Source organism: Thalassococcus lentus, from assembly GCF_028023555.1.
In the GTDB taxonomy this organism is placed as follows: domain Bacteria; phylum Pseudomonadota; class Alphaproteobacteria; order Rhodobacterales; family Rhodobacteraceae; genus Thalassococcus_A; species Thalassococcus_A lentus.
Window position 1 is genome coordinate 657,901 of sequence record NZ_JAQIOY010000003.1, and the last position, 17,583, is coordinate 675,483.

A 17,583-nucleotide genomic window follows, 5' to 3' on the forward strand; every position below is an offset into this window, starting at 1 on the left:
CGCTTTGGGTTGCCTGTAGGCACGAAAAAATAAAGCCCGACCTTCCCTTGGAGGTCGGGCTTTTTATTTTTATTTCAGCAGGTTAAGCGCCACGCAGCCCGGACAGGTCGCGCATCCCGGTTTGCGCCATTGCGATCGACATCTCATCGCTGAGAACATCCCACAACCGTTCCAACCCGGCCTCACCGGCAGCGGCGATTGCGAACTGCAGAATGCGGCCAAAAAACACAAAATCCGCCCCATGCACCAAGGCCTTGAGCGCGTCTTCGCCCGAACGCAACCCGCTGTCGAAAAACAGTGGATAGTCCGGGCCAACGGCTTCGCGGATGGCAGCCAAACAGGCGATCGGCGCCGGGGCACTTTCCAGCTGCCGCGCGCCGTGACTGGACACCTGAATGGCGTCCACGCCCTCTTGTTTCAGGCGCAGCGCGTCTTCTGAATCCAGCACACCCTTGACGACCAGATTGCCGGGCCACGCATCACGAAGACGGGCCAAAGTGCTCCAGTCCGCCTTGGCACGGCTTTCGGTTCGGTCAAATTCATACCCGTCCATCAAAAAGTTTGCCATCTGCGGTTTGCCTGCCAAGAGGCTCCCGATGGACCATCGGGGGTGCAGCGCAAAATCAACGAACTGACGGGGACCGATCTTGAAGGGCATCTTGAAACCGTGCCGCAACTCGCGCGGACGGCGCCCCACTTCGGGGACATCGACCGTCAGAACAAGTGTTTGATATCCAGCGGATTTTGCCCGCTCAACCAACTTGAAAGTGCCTGCTCCGTCGCCGCTAAAGTACAACTGAAACCAGGCGTGACCCTGAGCCGTTTCGATGATCTGCTCCAACGGGGTCGATGCAACGGTCGAGACTCCATGGGGGATCTTGTAGCGCGCCGCCAGACGCGCCAGCATAAGATCAGCGCCGGGGCCGGACAGATTGCACATCCCCATTGGCGCGATACCAAAGGGCCGTTCCGTGGCCTGCCCGAAAACCGACGAAGCCATCGAACGCTGGCTGACGTCCTGCAACACCCGGGGCCGCAAAGTCAGCGCATCAAGGGCGGCACGATTGCGCGCCGCCCCTGTTTCAGTGCCAGCGGCACCATCAATGTAGTCAAAGACCATCCAAGGTAAACGCCGGCGCGCAATGCGCCGGGCGTCCTCGGCGCTATGAATGGCCCCTGCTGTCATCAGGCTTCGACAGCCTTCATAAAGCGATCGCGGATCACGACAGGGTCCATTGTGATAACAGGCATTTTCGCGTTGCCGCTGTCACATTTGACAATCATCACGGTGCCGACCTGTGCGTCGATTGCTTCCTGCAGGGCTTTGCCCGTGTCCACGTCCTGCACTTCGACGACGTTGTCGCAACCTGCCGCGCGCGCCATGCCTGCCAGATCGGTCTTGCGTCCGGTATAGGTTGGCTGGTCACCGGTAGAGCCATAGGACCCGTTGTCGACGATCATCAAAATGAAGTTCGAAGGCATGTTGTTCCCAATCGTTGGCAATGTGCCAAGGTTGGTCAGAACAGAGCCGTCACCGTCGATCGAGATCACGGTTTTGGGCTGTGCCAAAGCAAGCCCCAGACCAATCGAAGACGACAGGCCCATTGTGCCCAACATGTAAAAGTTGGTCGGCTGATCGTCGATTGCGTGCAGTTCCTGGCTGGGAATGCCGATGTTGCAGACAACCAGCTGGTCGCGCAGGATCGGGGCGATTTCCTTGAGAATTTCAGAACGGATCATTGGTCTCCGTAGCCTCCCCAGAAGTTGGCGTCGGTCAGGATTGCGACCGGCTTGTTGCACATGAAGGTGTACTTGAGGATCATGTCCAGTTCTTCCACGTCAGACTGGTTGTGGAAGTGGTAGGTCGGAATGTTCATCTGTGCCAGCAGCGCCTTGGTGTGCACGGCCATTTCGACCTGACAAGCCACAGGTTCGCGCAACTCGCCGCGATACGAGATCAGCATCGGCAGCGGCATCCGGTAGTACTGGATCAGGGTCGCCAAGGTATTGATGGTGACACCAATGGCTGTGTTTTGCATGATGATGGCCGGGCGTTTACCACCCATCCACGCACCAGCGCAAAGGCCCATGCCTTCGTCTTCCTTGTTGGAGGGGATGTGAAATATCTCTTCGCGCTGGTCGATCTCTTCGATGACGCCAGCAAGCTGCTTGCAGGGCACCGTGGTTACAAAAGAGATATCGTTGGCGACAAGATCATCAGTGATCTTCTTGTCGATGCTCATGGACTTATGGGCCTTTCAGGTTAGGGCGCGAATTGCGCGTTTTCTATATTCTGGAATGGGGTCAGCCGGGGCGGTGCACATGTACCGCACAGGGCGCATGCCGCACGACTCGGGCGGCCGTAGAGCCCAGCAAGTAGTCGCTAAGCCCGGGTTTGTGGGATCCCATGACAATACAATCGACGCCTTCGGCCGCTGCATAGTCAATGATGGTTCGATAGGTGTGTCCCTTGACGATTTCCGCCTTCACGCCGTCAACATCACTCAGCTTTTCCTCAAGCTGTTTGCGGGCGCGGGCGTAGCCTTCGTTGATGATCTCTTCGTCGAGATAGGCCATCACCGAGCCCTGCGGCGCTTCGTGCACGTGCAGGGCAACAATTTCACCACCCTTGGCGCACAGCGCCTTGGCAATGCCCAATGTCATCGGCGATACACCGTGGTCGAGCGCCATGGGAACAAGGATCTTGTTATACATCTGTTTTTCCTGCGGTTGCGTCTCGGGTTCGGATCAAGGCCAAGGTGTCAGAACAATTTTGGGCGCCGCGACTGTACCTGCGCGCAGGTTCCGAAAGGCCTCTGCCCCTTCGCTAAGCGGACGTTCTTCGGCCCAGTCCAGCGTGCCGAGCCGACCGTCAAATATGGCCTGAGCGGTATCGCGAAAATCCTGCGCCGTGTAGGTGTAGGTCCCGATAAAGGTGATTTCCTGAAGGGTCATCCGCCTTACGTCCAGACCGCCGGTGTTTTCACCCAGACCGACATGCGCGATCACACCGCCCGGAGCAGCAAGCGACGACGCCAATGCACGCGTAGCAGCATAGCCCACCGCGTCGATCACAACGGAATAGCTGCCTTCGGCCTGCGCGACGACCGTCTGGTCGCACTGCCCTGCGAGATAGGCACGCCGCGCATCATTCGGCTCGGCCACTGTGACATCCGAAACGCCCATGGCCCGAAGTGCAAGTGCAGCCGCCAAACCGATGGCGCCGCCACCAATCACCAGCGCCTTGCGCTCCATGTCTTTATGCAGAGCCTCTAACGCCAGCCGCGCGGCATGCCAGCTGACCGCCAGCGGTTCCGCCAGACATGCCTTTGCAAAGGATACATCCTGCGGCACCTCAACCAGATTTGCGTCGCCCATCACGATGTATTGCGCGAATGCACCCTCGCGGGGCGGCATGGAAATGATCTGGCGTTCTGCGCAGATGTTTTCGCGGCCCGTTGTGCAAGCCTTGCAGCGCCCGCAGGTCACCAAGGGGTTCACTGTCACACGCGCGCCATCACGCGGCCCACCCACAATGACGCCTGCGGCCTCGTGTCCGAGGATCAAAGGCGCAGGGCGCCGTTCGTCGTGGCCCAGATAGGCGTGCATATCCGAGCCGCAGATGCCGACAGCCTCAACACGGATCAAATGTTCTCCGGCGGCAGGCACAGCCTCAGGAACATCGCGAAATCCAAGTGTTTCCACACCTTCGTAAACAAGAGCCTTCATTTTGCGGTGAACCCCCCGTCAACCATTAGGACCTGCCCCGTGACATAGCTCGACGCATCCGAGCACAGAAACATCAGTGGTCCGTCCATATCTTCCATGCGGCCATTGCGGCCAATGCAGGTCTGCGTCGCGTTGCGCGCGGCCCGGTCCGGATCATCGAAAACGGCCTTGGTCAGTTCGGTCGGGAAAAAGCCCGGACCGATTGCGTTGGCGGTAATGCCGAAAGGTGACCATGCTTCGGCCATGGCGCGGGTCAGTTGGCCAACCCCGGCCTTGGTCGCACCATAGGCTATACCACCGGGGAAAGCGCGTGTGGTTTGCAGCGAGGCAAAGTTCACTATCCGTCCCCATCCTTTGGCCTTCATCGCGGGCACGAGCGCCTGCGACAGGAAGAATGGCGCAGACAGATTGATCGCCAGGGTCTGATCCCAGCCGTCATCCGTCACGTCATCGGCCGCCTGTCTGGTGTTCAAACCAGCCGCATGCACAATGATGTCAGGTGCCCCGAAAGGCACGCTGATCTGTTCAGCCAGTGCACCGATCTGCGCGCGATCCGCAATGTCTGCCGCGACCGAAGCGGACGCGTCACCGATTTCGGCGCACAGACTGTCCAACGCATCTGCGCGGCGTGCCACGCCAACAACCTGCGCACCCGCAGCGGCCAGAGCCTTGGCCGCTTGTCGGCCAAGGCCCGAGCTGGCGCCGGTGATGCAGGCCACCCGTCCGGTCAGGTCAAACAGATCACGAGGATCGCGCATCAGTCTTCAGCCCTCAGCAGTCAGATCGAAATTCTGACCCGGGAAGTATTTGGCCAGACGTACATCCGCGGCCCGGGCATGACCTTCCATCCCCTCAAGGCGGCTGATCCGCGCGGTCGCAATCGCCACGTCTTTGGAGGCTTCACGCGTTGCGCGCTGCCATGTGACGATTTTCATGTACTTGTGTACCGAAAGACCGCCCGTGTAATTCGCAGCGCGCGATGTGGGCAGAACGTGGTTCGTGCCGGTCGCCTTGTCGCCGTAGGAAACAGTGGTTTCCTCACCAAGGAACAACGATCCATAGCAGGTCAGATGCTCCAGCCACCAATCCAGATCTTCGGCCTGAACGGTCAAATGCTCGGGCGCGTATTCATCCGAAGTTGCGGCCATTTCTTCGCGGTCCGCGCAAAGGATCACTTCGGCATAGTCGCGCCAAGCAGCAGCCGCGTTGTCGCGGTTCAGCTCGGGCAGATCATCGATAAGCTGAGGCACAAGGGTCATGACCTCTTGCGCAAGAGCCCGGTCATCCGTCACAAGCCAGACCGGAGAGTTGTAACCATGCTCTGCCTGACTGACGAGGTCGGTGGCCACGATATGCGCATCGGCACCCGAGTCTGCGAGGATCAGACTGTCCGTCGGGCCCGCAATCATGTCGATACCGACACGGCCGAACAGGATGCGTTTGGCTTCAGCCACAAACTGATTGCCCGGTCCAACAAGGATGTTGGCCTTGGGCAAGCCGAACAGGCCAAACGTCATGGACGCAACGCCCTGAACTCCGCCCATTGCCATGATCTTGTCGGCGCCGCAGATGTGCGCCGCATAGACGATCGCCGGGGCGACGCCCACCTCTGGGCGCGGAGGCGAACAGGCGGTGATGTGCTTGCAGCCGGCAACTTTCGCAGTGGTCACCGTCATGATGGCCGAGGCAATGTGGCTGTAGCGGCCGCCGGGCACGTAGCAGCCGGCTGCATCGACGGGAATGGCTTTCTGACCGGCGACAAAACCGGGCTGGATCTCCATTTCGACATTGGCAACGGTGCTTTTCTGCAACTCGGCAAACCGGCGAACGTTGTCATGTGCGAACTGGATGTCCTGCTTTAGCTTTTCGGGCACCAGTGCAATTGCCGCCTGAATCTCTTCGTCGGTCAGCAGCACGTTGCCTTCGTACTGGTCGAACTTGGCGGCATATTCCATCGCCTTCGCATCCCCGCCCTCTTCGATGTCATTGAGGATGGATACGACTGTGTCATGCACTGACGAAGCATCGGACTTCGGGGTCAGGGCAGCTTTCTTGAGATATTCACGAGCCATGTGTTGGTCTTTCTATTTGTAGATATCAGGCAGAAGAGTGGTGGAGATCGCCGGGACATAGGCGATCAGCAGAACAACGATGAACATGCACAGAACGAAGGGCACAGCGCGGGCTGCGATCTTCAGGATGCTTTCTCCGGTGATCCCCGACACCACGAAAAGGTTCAGACCCAGCGGAGGTGTGATGAAGCCGACGCCCAGGGCGGTGATCATCATGATGCAGAACTGGATTTCATTCATGCCAATGTTGTCAGCAAGCGGTTTCAGGATTGGTGCAAGGATCACGATATTCGGGGTGGTTTCCATGACGCAACCCGCCGCGATCAGGATTCCGATCATGAGCAGGATCAGCAACCATGGCTCATTGGTGAGCGAGGTGACGGATGTCACGAAACCCTGCGGCACACCCATGATGGCCAAAGCTTCGGCCAGAGGCACAGAAAAAGCGATGATCGGCAGGATAACACCATTCACCTTGGCCGAGCTGACCAGCATTGCCGGGAAGTCGGCAAAGGTCAGGGTCCGCAGGATAAAGCCCATAAGGATGGTCACCACGACAGCAGTCGCGCCTGCTTCGGTCGGCGTCAGCCGTCCCGAGAAGATACCGTAGAAGATGATGCCCGGCACGATAAAGGCGTACCAACCCGACTTCAGAGCTTTGGCAAGATTAGCAAAATACTCTTTCATCGAGATGTTGCCGCCGCCTTCCCAGCCATAAAGCCGGTTCATGATGACGTTGGTGGCGAGGATCGACAGCAGAATGGCCAGTCCGGGAATGACCGCAGCCAAAAACAGGGTTGATGCGGAAATACCCAGAACAAGGCCGATGATGATATAGGCGATGGATGGCGGGATCAGGATCCCGGTGCAGGCACCCGCCGCGACGAGCGCACAGGCATAGGGCCGCGGATAGCCCGACTCCACCAGACGCGCGATAGTCATCCGTCCGACAGCAGCGGCGCCCGCCGCGTCAGATCCGGAAATCGCAGCGAACATGCCGCACACCAGAACGGTCGCGGAACCAAACCCGCCCTTGGCGAACTGGGTCAAGGCTTCGGCAACATCCAGAAACTTGCGGCTAAGCCCGGTCCGCACCAGCACGTCACCTGTCAGGATGAAGAGCGGGACAGCGGTGAGCGCAAAGGCATCAATCCCGGTAAAGAGACGTTCACCCACAAGGCTGAGTGGCAGGTCACCGGACATCACCAGCATGAGGATCGCAGAGGTGCCGATGGCAGCCCAGACAGGTACGGCCAGCGCGATCAGAACGACGAACAGGATGACGGGTGTATAGAAATCCCAGCCCAGTTCGACGGTTTGGTTCATTGTATTCCAAAGCATGTCGCGTACCGCCCTTAGTCAAACAAAGTGTCGCCTTCGTAGACGGGCGTTCCGTCACGAAGAGATTTGAAATCGCGGATCAGCGACTGAACCAACCGGATCATCATCAGGCCGAATCCAACCGGCACGGCCATCAGAAACCAGACCTTCGAAACCCGAAGCCCGTCGGTGACAGACCCGAATTTCGCGGACACATGAACCGTTTCGAGCGACCAGTAGAGCGCGATGATGGCTACGCCGAACATCACCAGATCGCCCAGAATGTAGAGAAGTGCCTTAACGCGCGGCCCGACGTAATGCATCAGAACGTCGATCCGGATGTGTGCGCGTTCCTTGACGGCGGCTGCGGCTCCGATCCAGGCCAGATAGATGAACGAATACCGAACGATCTCTTCGCCCCAGATGGACGAGTATGAAAATATCTCTCGTCGCAAGACTTCGATCGCCATCGTGATAACCAGCATGACGTAGAAGACCAACAACAGCCAGCGCTCGGCGTTCTTGTCCAATGTGCGCAAGAAATTCATCAGATCGCTCCGGTTTCGGACAAAGCGAAACTGCCGACATACATTGGCCAGCCTGTAACGCTTTAATTTTTCGGGGGAAAAACCGGGCGCCGGCATTCGGCGCCCGGTGGATGTAATTAGGCGTCGTGCACGTAGTACTTGCCCTGCGTACCGGCGGCTTCTTCCATCTTGGCGAAGTTGTCCATGGAACCAGCCAGCTCTTTCTTGAACTCGTCCCATTCGGAACGCTGGTAGCCACCCGCTTCTTTCCACTCACCCAGCTGATCTTCGCTCAGGCTATGGAATTCAACACCGGCCTTGGCCAGCTCAGCCATGGCATAGGAACGCGCCGAAGGCACCTTGGCGAGGTTCTGGTGCGCTGTCATTTCTGCGCCCCACATGATGCCTTCCTGAACGTCGGCCGGCATCGAGTTGAACCACTCGAGGTTACACGAGTAAACTTGGCTGTCCGGAACCGCCTGCGTAAATGTCACGTGGCTCAGGATGTCCTTGAAGCCAAAGACGTACAGCGCGCCCACGGATGGATCCAGCGCGTCAGCAACACCCTGCTTGATCGCAGAGGGCGTTTCGCCCCATGCCACTGGCGTCGGGTTTGCACCAACCATGCGGTAGTACTGCTGCAGCATCTTGGAGCCTGGAACGCGGAACTTGACGCCATCCAGATCGCCCGGTGTGAGAACGGCGCCAGCGCCACCCTTACGGACTGCAACAACACGTGGATCGATGTTGATGTAGAAAAGAGCTTTAAAGCCGTTTTCTTCAACCTTCGGCTCAACCGAGGACTTCCAGAAGTCGGATGTCACGAGGTTGGTGAAGCGCTGATTGGAGCCACACAGGTAAGGCATGTTGATCAGGTCAACTGTGGATGCGAATGGCGCAAAGTTGGACAGCGAATGCTGTGCAGCCTGAATTGTGCCGCCCTGCACCGCCTGAACCAGCGCGCCGCCTGCGCCCAGCTGACCACCGGGGGCGAGCTTGACATAGACTTTGCCGTTGGTTGCGTTCTGGATATTCTCTTTGAGGTCCAGCTGCATGATCGGATAGCTGCGCGACGCGCCCAGCACATAGGCCGTAGCAATCGTCATGACATGCTCGGCTGCCTTTTCGCGATCCCGCTCTTCGTTCGCGGTTTGCGCTGCTGCTTCGGACGACCACAACATACCGCCTGCGCCTGCGACCAGCGCGGCTGTGAACGAACCCGAAGCCGCCAGCTTCAGGAAATTACGGCGCTCAGCAGATGCCAGTTCGCGTGTTTCGTTATCCATTCTTCATCCTCCCAATGGACTTGGTCAGCTACCGTTTTTGTTGTCTCGGTCAGCTTCTTTTTTCAGGATCGCAACAACGAAAAGTAGTGTTGCCGCGAAGAGTACCAGCGACTCGCCCACATCTCCTAGAAACGCAGTGTCCCAAAAGGCGCCCATCGTAACGTTCGAAAAGTAAACAACAAAAACGGCGACAGAGGCATAAAGGAACATCAGTTGCGCCCTCCCTAGGCGTAGTGACTGTAGGCGCACTGTAAGCGCTTACATTCAAAATGCAAGCGCTTACATACTGCCGTTGCGCTGAAGCCGGTTTTACACGACACTGCGAAGGCCTATTCACAAGCACACCCAATATCGAAACGCACAGCCCCATGTCCGATCACCCTGCCCCGCCAACCCTCGATGACGTTGCCCGCGCTGCCGGGGTTTCGACAGCGACGGTTTCGCGCTGTCTGAATGATCCGAAGATGGTATCCGCCCCAACCCGTGAACGCGTGGACAGCGCCATCAAGACACTGGGTTACACGCCAAATTTCGCAGCGCGCTTTATGGCTGTTCAACGCACCTTTACCGTCGGTGCGATCATTCCGACGATGGAAAACGCGATCTTTGCACGCGGCTTGCAGGCATTTCAGGAAGAACTGCATCATCACGGGTATACGTTGCTTGTGTCCAGTTCGGCCTATCAAGCCGAAGCCGAAGAAGAGCAGGTCCGCGCGCTGGTGGCTCGCGGCGCAGACGGTTTGTTGTTGATCGGATATGACCGGGATCAAGCGTTATACGACTATCTGCAAAGGCAACGGGTGCCGGTTCTGGCGGCGTGGTCATTCGATCCCGACGCCGCAATCCCATCCATTGGCTTTGATAACCGAAGCGCAATGCGCGCACTGACCACGCAGGTGCTTGGCATGGGCCATACGCGCGTCGCGATGATTTCAGCCCACAGTGCAGAAAACGACCGTGCGCGCATGCGTATCGAGGGCGCGCGGATCGCGATGGAACAAAATGGTCTTTCGGCTGATGATTTGTATGTCGTCGAGGTTTCCTACGACATCAACGAAGGTGCCGAGGCGTTCAAGACGCTCATGACCGGCCCGAACCGGCCCAGCCTCGTGCTTTGCGGCAACGATGTTCTGGCGGTTGGCGCAATGCGCGGTGCGGCCGAACTGGGCCTATCAGTGCCCGATGATGTGTCCATAACCGGCTTTGACGATATCGAACTTGCTCAGGTCGTCACCCCAGCCCTGACCACTGTTCACGTGCCGCACCGCCAAATGGGGCGGCTGGCCGCGCAGCAGCTGGTGGACATGATCGAAAACAAAACCGACGGCGTAGGAAAAGAGCTGGAATCTCACGTCGTCATGCGCGGGTCTGTCGCTGAACCGCGATCGTGACACGAACCGATCAGGCCCCCTGCAATGACAGATCGTCCAACAGCGCCGCCTTGCTGTAGTCGGCTTTGCGCACGCCGCGTTTGATGGTGCCGCGCTCCATCACATAGATCTTGTCCGCCAGCCCCCATGCGAAATCCGCATTCTGTTCAACCAGCACGACCGCCATGGTCCTGCGGCTGCGCAGCGTTTTCAGCGTCTCACCGATCTGCTGAATGATGTTGGGCTGAATGCCTTCTGTTGGCTCATCCAACAAGAGCACCTTTGGCCGTGTGATCAGTGCCCGTGCCATCGCCAATTGCTGTTGCTGACCGCCGGACAGATCACCGCCGCGCCGGGCTTCCATGTCGCGCAGAACCGGAAACAAGTCGAACACCTCGTCCGGTATCGTGTGCTCTGACTTGGGCAGACAGGCAAATCCGGTTTCCAGGTTTTCCCGAACCGTCATCATCGGGAAAACTTCGCGCCCCTGCGGAACATAGGCGATACCGTTTTGCGCCAGAGCAAAGGCCGTGGCGCGGCCCTGTTGTTTGCCATCCACGCTAACCGAGCCGCCCGATGCCGGATGGCGCCCGGCAATGGCCTTGAGCAGGCTGGTTTTGCCAACGCCGTTGTTGCCCATAAGGGTGGTGATCTCGCCCGCCTTGGCAGACAGTGTCACATCAAACAGAATTTGGCTGAGACCGTAGTGGAGGGTCAGGTTTTCAACATCAAGCATGGCTGCGCCCCAGATAAACGTCGATGACACGCTGGTTCGACGTGACGTGATCAAGGCTCCCTTCGGCCAGCACCGATCCTTCGTGCAGAACGGTCACTTTGCAATCGAGGCGGCGCACAAATTCCATGTCATGTTCCACCACGACCACCGCGCGGGTCTTGGCCGCTTCGCGCAGAATATCCGTCGTCTTCTCGCGCTCTTCCACCGTCATTCCAGCAGCCGGTTCATCGACCAGCAACAACCGTGGATCCTGCGCCAAGAGCATCCCGATTTCCAACCATTGCTTTTGCCCGTGGCTCAACTCTCCAGCGATACGGGTCAGGCTATCGGTCAAACCGATCTGCTCGGCGATTGCCTCGATCCGTTCCGCATTGGATTTGGTCTTTTTGTGCAGCAAAACCGCCAGCGGGCTGCGCGGGTTTTTCAGCGCCATGGCTAGATTTTGGCGCACGGTCTGGTCTTCGAAAACCGTTGGTTTCTGAAACTTGCGTCCAATGCCCTGCAGCGCGATCTCGGACTCAGACATCCCGAGCAAAGACAGGTTCTTTTCACCCCAGATCACCCGGCCTTCGTCAGGTTTGGTCTTGCCCGTTACGATATCCATAAAGGTTGTCTTGCCTGCCCCATTGGGCCCGATGATGGCGCGCAGTTCGGCCTCGGCGAACTGAACGGACAGATTGTTGATCGCGCGAAAGCCGTCAAAGGTGACGGAAACGCCTGATACTTCCAAAAGCGTGCTCATGACGGTTTCCTGAATACATAGTCAAACAGACCGCCGATGCCTTTTGGAAAGAACAAAGTTACGGCGACGAACGACAGGCCCAGCAGCACCAGCCACCAATCGGTCCATTGGATCGTGTAGAAACCAAGCGGGACGTCCGGGGCACCGCCACCGGTGAACCAACTGGACAACAGCGACACAAACGCCGCCCCGATCACGGCGCCATAAAGCCGCCCGCGCCCGCCAATGGCCACCCACACTGCCAGATAGATCGAGGCGATGGGGGCGATCTCTCCGGGGTTGATGATGCCCGCCTGCGGGTAATACAGCGCACCGGCTATGGCGCTGACCACCGCGGTGATCGTGAAGACAAACAATTTGTAGCTTTCGACATGATAGCCAAGGAAGCGGACCCTTGCTTCGTTGTCGCGGATACCCTTGATCACGCTTCCCATTTTGCCTGAGACGACCCAGGCGAAGAACAGATAGCCCGCCCCGAGCGCGAAGGCCGAAGCCCAGAAAAAGACGATCGACAGGGTCGCTTGTCCGGTCTGTTCAAATCCGGGGATGTTTTGCAGCCCGGACAGGCCATTGTTGCCACGCAGGCCCGAGTCGTTCTGGAACAGGTAGAGCGACAGCGCCAGTGTCATGGCCTGCGTCAGGATCGACAGATAAACGCCCGTGACCCGGCTGCGGAAGGCGAGCCAGCCAAAAACCAGCGCCAGCAGGCCCGGCACCAGCACGACCATCAAAAGTTGCAGAAACAGGCTATCGGCAAAGGCCCAGATCAACGGAAACTCTGAGCTTCCGACAACACCGAAAATCTGGTTGCCGATGGCATCGCTGATTTCTTGCGGGGTTGGCGGGATCGGCTGACTGGCAAGGCTTTCGATTATCAACGCTTCTGTTCGGGCGTACATCAGCCACATCCCGACGGCGTAACCGCCCAGCCCAAAGAAGGCAAAGTGCCCCAAACTGAGAATACCGCAGTAGCCCCAGACGACATCCATTGCGACGGCAATCAGACACAGGCAAAGCGTCTTGCCCAGCGTCTTTACAAAACTGGTCGAAATCAAACCGGACCCAAAGGCTTCGGACAGGATGGTGACACCCAGCGTGAACAGGGACAGCGCCAGCAGAAACCAGAGCACCGAGGGGTTTTGTGCGATAAAGGAACGCTGCATGGATCAGTCCGCCGCTGCACGGCCCTTGAGGGCAACGATGCCCTTTGGCCGGAATTGGATGAAAAGAATGATGAAGAGGATCATGTAGGTCTGCGCCGCGAGGGTGTTCGACGGGTTCAGCCATTCGATGCCTTTTTGCAGACCGCCGATCAGACCGGCGCCAGCCAGAGTGCCCCATACGTTGCCGACGCCTCCGACCACAACGGTCATAAAGCTTTGAACGATGTAGTCCGCCCCCATTTCCGATGTGACCTTGGCGTAGAGCCCGATGGCCACGCCTGCGATCCCCGCGATGCCGGACCCCAGACCAAAGGTCAGCATGTTGATGCGGTCCGGGTTGATCCCCATCGAGGCGGCCATGCCGGGGTTTTGCGTCACAGCCCGCACTTCAAGACCCAATCTGGTTCGCTTGAGAACGAACAGGATCAGCCCGAGAAACACCAGCGCCATGACGAAAATCGCGATGCGGATATAGCTGATGGCAATCACGTCATTGAACACCAGTGCTCCGTCCAGCCATGCCGGAGACGTCAGCGGGCGCGCCTGCGTGCCAAAGATGTTCTTGGCCAGCTGTTGCAAGGCAATCGAAATCCCAAAGGTCGCCAATAGCGTCTCCAACGGGCGATGATACAGATGCCGGATGACCAGCCGCTCCATTGTCACCCCTGCCCCGAATGTCACCGCAAAGGCCAGCGGCAGGGCAATCAGAATGGACAGCGTGTAATCCGGCACAAAAAGCTGCACCACGTAGCCGGTGTAGGCGCCCATCATGATGAATTCGCCATGCGCCATATTGATGACGCCCATAACCCCAAAGGTGATGGCCAAGCCAATCGCGGCAAGAAAGTAGATTGAGGCCAGTGACAGCGCATCGAGTCCCAGATCGACAGCCTGCGAAACACCAACCCGCGTTTCAATCGCCTCAAGCGCCGCCAGGGCCGCGTCAGTGACGGCCGTGTCAGGTTCTTCATAGACTTCGAAAAACTGATGTGCGGCTATGCTGGCCTGTTGATCCGCTTGGGTGACCAAGGGCGGAACCAGACCCTGTCCGGCAAGCGCGGCATAGGCCTGCGCGCGGGCCGCATCATTGTTCAAGGCGTGCACCTGAACACCGCCAACCGCACCGTCTTCAATGTTGGCAACCAGTGCTTCGCGGATTGCGTCAGCCCCCACAAGCGGTGGCGCCAGTTCCGCGTCGACAAGCTGCCCGTACGCGTCGGCTGCCGAAAGATCAGCGCCCAGTTCAAAGACTTTGGCGATATTGGCGTTTGCCGGCAGTTCGGCAGCAACATTCGACTGCGTTGTCAGCAGCCTGTTCAAAACCGCGCGCACATCTACGGAAAGATCAGTCGAGATCTTTTCAATCGCCAGCACCCGGTCCTGCGTCGTCGCGCCGAACTGCGCGGTCAGCATGCCTGCAAGGCGTTCTTTTCTAGCCTTCAGTGCCGCGTCCGGTTCTGCGTCGATAGAGCCCTGCAACGGGGCCAACTGGCTTGCGTCCATGCTGCGTGCAATGGCGTCGACTGCTTCTGAGCGTTTGGTCAGATCCGGATCCAGCAACTGGAATTGCACCAGCGCTTCGCCGATCAGCTTACGGACTCCGCCATTGGGGCGTGATTGGCTGACTTCGGATTTTCCAACACTGCCAACATCTTCGCCCGTGTCCAGATCAATCAGGGCGACCGGGTCTTTGCCCTGCCCCCGAAAGAACAGACCGTCCGCATCCCGTCGCACGATCTCGCGGTCGCGCCATGCTTCGAGAAACGTCACGGCTTGGGGCAGTTCACTTGCGACCAGATCGTCGATCAAAACACCAACGCTTCGACGCCCCGGTTTTTGCACTTCGTCAGCGTGCGACTGAAGCAGATCTTGAAGTGTTTGGGCCTGCGCAAACCCGACGGGCAGCAAGGCAAGGGCACAAACGAGCAATAGCCTTCGGAACATGAGGCAGCCTGAGTTTTGATGGTGGTTTTGGGGGATTAATGTGGCGCGCGACGGTCAGGGAGGAGACGCCGCGCGCCGGTCGTGTTTAGTAGTTCGAAGTCAACTGAACACAGGTTTCGGTTTCGGTGTTGAACATACCGCAACCCAGTTCTTTCCAGTCAGAAACCAGCACAGCCGATTCAGGCAGGAAGTCTGTCCATGCATCGCCCGGAACCTCAGCGGTCTGGCTGATGATGTCGAACTGGCCGTCGGCTGTTATTTCGCCGATCAGGACAGGCTTGGACAGGTGATGGTTCGGAAGCATCACAGCGGTACCGCCTGTCAGGTTCGGGAACTCCTGACCGTACATTGCGGCGCGCACAGCGTCGACTTCGGTCGTGCCAGCATCCGTGACCGCGTTAACCCACATGTTAAAGCCGATGTAGTGGGCTTCCATAGGGTCGTTGGTTACACGCTCTTCGCCCATTTTGGCTTTCCATGCGGCGACCCATGCGTCGTTGGCTTCGGATTCTGCCGACTGGAAGTAGTTCCAGGCCGCCAGGTGACCGACAAGGTTCGATGTATCGAGGCCAGACAGTTCTTCTTCGCCCACCGAGAACGCAACAACCGGGATGTCATCCGCCGAGATGCCGGCCGCCGCGAGTTCTTTGTAGAAACCGATGTTGGCGTCGCCGTTGATCGTCGAGATCACACCGACCTGCTTGCCATCGGCGCCCAGCGCAACAACGTCAGCAACAATGGTCGCCCAGTCGGAATGACCAAAGGGTGTGTAGTTCACAAAGATGTCTTCTTCGGGGATACCTTTGCCCTTGAGATAGCTTTCAAGGATGTTGTTGGTCGTGCGTGGGTAAACGTAGTCAGTGCCCAGCAGCGCGAACTTTTCAACGCCCAGTTCATCAAGGAAGTAATCGGTGGCAGGGATGGCCTGCTGGTTTGGCGCGGCGCCGGTGTAGAATACGTTCTTGGAGCTTTCTTCACCTTCGTACTGAACAGGATAGAACAGCAGGCCGTTCAGTTCCTCGATCACGGGCAGAACGGATTTGCGGCTGACCGACGTCCAGTTGCCAAAAATCACGTCCACTTCATGAACGGTCAGCAACTCGCGCGCCTTTTCAGCAAACAGCGGCCAGTCGGATGCGGGATCCACAACGACAGGCTCAATCTGGCAGCCCAGAACGCCGCCCTTGGCGTTCTGCTCTTCGATGAGCAGTTCCATTGTGTCTTTGAGAGTGGTTTCGGAAATCGCCATGGTGCCCGAGAGGGAGTGCAGAACGCCCACCTTGATCGGGGCTTCGCAGGCATAGGCAGCGGTAGTGGACAGCAGACCTGCTACGGCCACGGTCGAAAGCGTACGGAAGTTCACCATATTTTACGGTCCTTCATAGATGCGCTGTCTTTCCGTTCCAAAAAAAGCATGTCCGCTCTTGGAAGGTGGGTCAGAGCAGATTATCTGACCCGGACAGCAGTGATGTTGTGTCCCGCAGGGGAGGTATCGGCCAAGATGCGCCTCTGCGGGTTCCCTGTGCCCCAAATCGGGCGATTGCAGAGGGTCACAGCGCAGCCACCTTTCCTAGCTTACGGCCAGAATTAAGCCTGTCTTCGCGTCATTTGCCTGCTTTTGAAGCACCTTTTTGGGGCATGTGCCTGCTTTTTAGACAGCAACGCACCGCATCCAGCAGCACACCATCGCTGCACTGCAGAAAGGGCGCGCTTTGGATTCGCTTTATTGGCAGCACTGGCACGGACGGAACGAAAATGCTGATGTTCGTTTTGCGGAAGCAGGGTTTTCGAGGTGCGGCCTTTCGAATACGTAGTTTTTCGGTAAAACGGATCGCAGTCTTTCATCAGCGGTACGAACCGATCTTCAGACCAAGGAAAACCCCATGCCTGATCTTTTGTGCAAACCGTTTGGAACCCGAGGCAAGGTCCACCAGATCACACCAGAAAGTGCGGGATGGCGGTATGTGGGATTTTCTCTTTATCGGCTCAGACCGGGTGATCGCGCAGCAGAGGTAACAGGTGATCGCGAAGTGATCCTTGTTATGGTCGAGGGAAAGGCCGCGATCACCGGCGCCGGTCAGGATTGGGGCGTTCTGGGTGAGCGGATGAACGTGTTCGAAAAAACCGCGCCCCACTGTCTTTACCTTCCAAATGGCACCGAATGGGAAGCGATTGCCGAAACGGACTGTGTTCTGGCTGTCTGCTCCGCCCCCGGCCACAGCGGCCACGAAGCCCGGCGCATCGGACCGGACGGGATTACCCTGACCGAACGCGGCAAAGGGACGAATACCCGTCACATCAACAACATCGCGATGGAAAACGAAGACTTTGCCGACAGCCTTCTGGTCACAGAGGTCTTCACTCCGGCTGGACATTGGTCATCATACCCCAGCCATCGCCATGACGAAGACGACTATCCCCGCATCACCTATCTGGAAGAAACCTACTATCATCGCCTGAACCCGGCATCAGGATTTGGTGTGCAGCGTGTCTATACAGATGACGGCCAGCTAGACGAAACAATGGCAGTCAGCGACGGAGACGTGGTGTTGGTTCCACGTGGTCATCACCCCTGCGGCGCGCCCTATGGCTTTGAGATGTACTATCTCAATGTGATGGCCGGTCCGCTGCGCAAATGGCGTTTCGTCCCGGCCCCCGAGGTTGAGTGGATCATGGAGCGCGACGCCTGACGAC

The 17,583-nt window shown here is 58.1% G+C and carries 18 protein-coding genes; 2 read left to right on the forward strand and 16 right to left on the reverse strand.

Going from position 1 to position 17,583, the window contains the following annotated elements:
- Positions 1-82: 82 nt before the first annotated feature.
- The 11 genes from PFY00_RS12290 to PFY00_RS12340 all read right to left on the reverse strand — a co-directional run bounded on the left by PFY00_RS12290 (position 83) and on the right by PFY00_RS12340 (position 9,144).
- Entirely contained in the window at positions 83-1,186 is a 1,104-nt protein-coding gene (locus PFY00_RS12290; RefSeq protein ID WP_271432841.1) for an alpha-hydroxy acid oxidase, read from the reverse strand.
- The gene (gene comE / locus PFY00_RS12295; protein WP_271432842.1) at positions 1,186-1,740 is read right to left on the reverse strand and encodes a sulfopyruvate decarboxylase subunit beta; all 555 of its coding nucleotides are present in this window, start codon (positions 1,738-1,740) and stop codon (positions 1,186-1,188) included. Before comE ends, PFY00_RS12290 begins: the two co-directional genes overlap by 1 nt.
- A complete protein-coding gene (gene comD / locus PFY00_RS12300; protein WP_271432843.1) occupies positions 1,737-2,243 on the reverse strand; it encodes a sulfopyruvate decarboxylase subunit alpha in 507 nt (168 codons plus the stop codon). Before comD ends, comE begins: the two co-directional genes overlap by 4 nt.
- A 61-nt stretch (positions 2,244-2,304) precedes the next feature.
- Complete coding sequence (locus PFY00_RS12305) at positions 2,305-2,715, reverse strand: universal stress protein (protein ID WP_271432844.1); 411 nt, start codon at positions 2,713-2,715, stop codon at positions 2,305-2,307.
- 33 nt (positions 2,716-2,748) lie between these two features.
- Positions 2,749-3,729 carry an alcohol dehydrogenase catalytic domain-containing protein gene (locus PFY00_RS12310; RefSeq protein WP_271432845.1) on the reverse strand — a complete coding sequence of 327 codons (981 nt, stop codon included), beginning with the start codon at positions 3,727-3,729 and terminating at the stop codon, positions 2,749-2,751.
- Positions 3,726-4,487, reverse strand: a complete 762-nt coding sequence (locus tag PFY00_RS12315; protein ID WP_271432846.1) for an SDR family NAD(P)-dependent oxidoreductase — start codon at positions 4,485-4,487, stop codon at positions 3,726-3,728. The genes PFY00_RS12310 and PFY00_RS12315 overlap by 4 nt, the downstream gene beginning before the upstream one ends.
- A gap of 6 nt (positions 4,488-4,493) precedes the next feature.
- Positions 4,494-5,801: a histidinol dehydrogenase gene (gene hisD, locus PFY00_RS12320; RefSeq protein WP_271432847.1), complete on the reverse strand. Its 1,308-nt coding sequence runs from the start codon at positions 5,799-5,801 to the stop codon at positions 4,494-4,496.
- A gap of 12 nt (positions 5,802-5,813) precedes the next feature.
- Positions 5,814-7,142, reverse strand: coding sequence for a TRAP transporter large permease (locus tag PFY00_RS12325; protein WP_271432848.1), 1,329 nt, complete (start codon positions 7,140-7,142; stop codon positions 5,814-5,816).
- A gap of 14 nt (positions 7,143-7,156) precedes the next feature.
- Entirely contained in the window at positions 7,157-7,669 is a 513-nt protein-coding gene (locus PFY00_RS12330) for a TRAP transporter small permease (protein ID WP_271432849.1), read from the reverse strand.
- 116 nt (positions 7,670-7,785) lie between these two features.
- Positions 7,786-8,934: a TRAP transporter substrate-binding protein gene (locus PFY00_RS12335; protein WP_271432850.1), complete on the reverse strand. Its 1,149-nt coding sequence runs from the start codon at positions 8,932-8,934 to the stop codon at positions 7,786-7,788.
- 24 nt (positions 8,935-8,958) lie between these two features.
- The gene (locus tag PFY00_RS12340) at positions 8,959-9,144 is read right to left on the reverse strand and encodes a hypothetical protein (protein ID WP_271432851.1); all 186 of its coding nucleotides are present in this window, start codon (positions 9,142-9,144) and stop codon (positions 8,959-8,961) included.
- 158 nt (positions 9,145-9,302) lie between these two features.
- On the opposite strand from PFY00_RS12340, the gene PFY00_RS12345 reads away from it, so the two are divergent.
- Positions 9,303-10,325: a LacI family DNA-binding transcriptional regulator gene (locus PFY00_RS12345; RefSeq protein ID WP_271432852.1), complete on the forward strand. Its 1,023-nt coding sequence runs from the start codon at positions 9,303-9,305 to the stop codon at positions 10,323-10,325.
- A 10-nt stretch (positions 10,326-10,335) separates the two neighbouring features.
- On the opposite strand, the gene urtE is transcribed toward PFY00_RS12345, so the two are convergent.
- The 5 genes from urtE to urtA all read right to left on the reverse strand — a co-directional run bounded on the left by urtE (position 10,336) and on the right by urtA (position 16,255).
- Complete coding sequence (gene urtE / locus PFY00_RS12350) at positions 10,336-11,040, reverse strand: urea ABC transporter ATP-binding subunit UrtE (RefSeq protein WP_271432853.1); 705 nt, start codon at positions 11,038-11,040, stop codon at positions 10,336-10,338.
- On the reverse strand, positions 11,033-11,782 hold the full coding sequence (gene urtD / locus PFY00_RS12355; protein WP_271432854.1) for an urea ABC transporter ATP-binding protein UrtD: 750 nt from the start codon (positions 11,780-11,782) through the stop codon (positions 11,033-11,035). Before urtD ends, urtE begins: the two co-directional genes overlap by 8 nt.
- Positions 11,779-12,945, reverse strand: coding sequence for an urea ABC transporter permease subunit UrtC (gene urtC / locus PFY00_RS12360; RefSeq protein WP_271432855.1), 1,167 nt, complete (start codon positions 12,943-12,945; stop codon positions 11,779-11,781). Before urtC ends, urtD begins: the two co-directional genes overlap by 4 nt.
- Before the next feature lie 3 nt (positions 12,946-12,948).
- Entirely contained in the window at positions 12,949-14,889 is a 1,941-nt protein-coding gene (gene urtB / locus PFY00_RS12365; protein ID WP_271432856.1) for an urea ABC transporter permease subunit UrtB, read from the reverse strand.
- Positions 14,890-14,974: 85 nt separating this feature from the next.
- A complete protein-coding gene (gene urtA / locus PFY00_RS12370; RefSeq protein WP_271432857.1) occupies positions 14,975-16,255 on the reverse strand; it encodes an urea ABC transporter substrate-binding protein in 1,281 nt (426 codons plus the stop codon).
- A gap of 517 nt (positions 16,256-16,772) precedes the next feature.
- Between urtA and iolB the strand changes: the two genes are divergently transcribed.
- Positions 16,773-17,579: a 5-deoxy-glucuronate isomerase gene (gene iolB / locus PFY00_RS12375; RefSeq protein WP_271432858.1), complete on the forward strand. Its 807-nt coding sequence runs from the start codon at positions 16,773-16,775 to the stop codon at positions 17,577-17,579.
- The last annotated feature ends 4 nt before the right edge of the window (positions 17,580-17,583 follow it).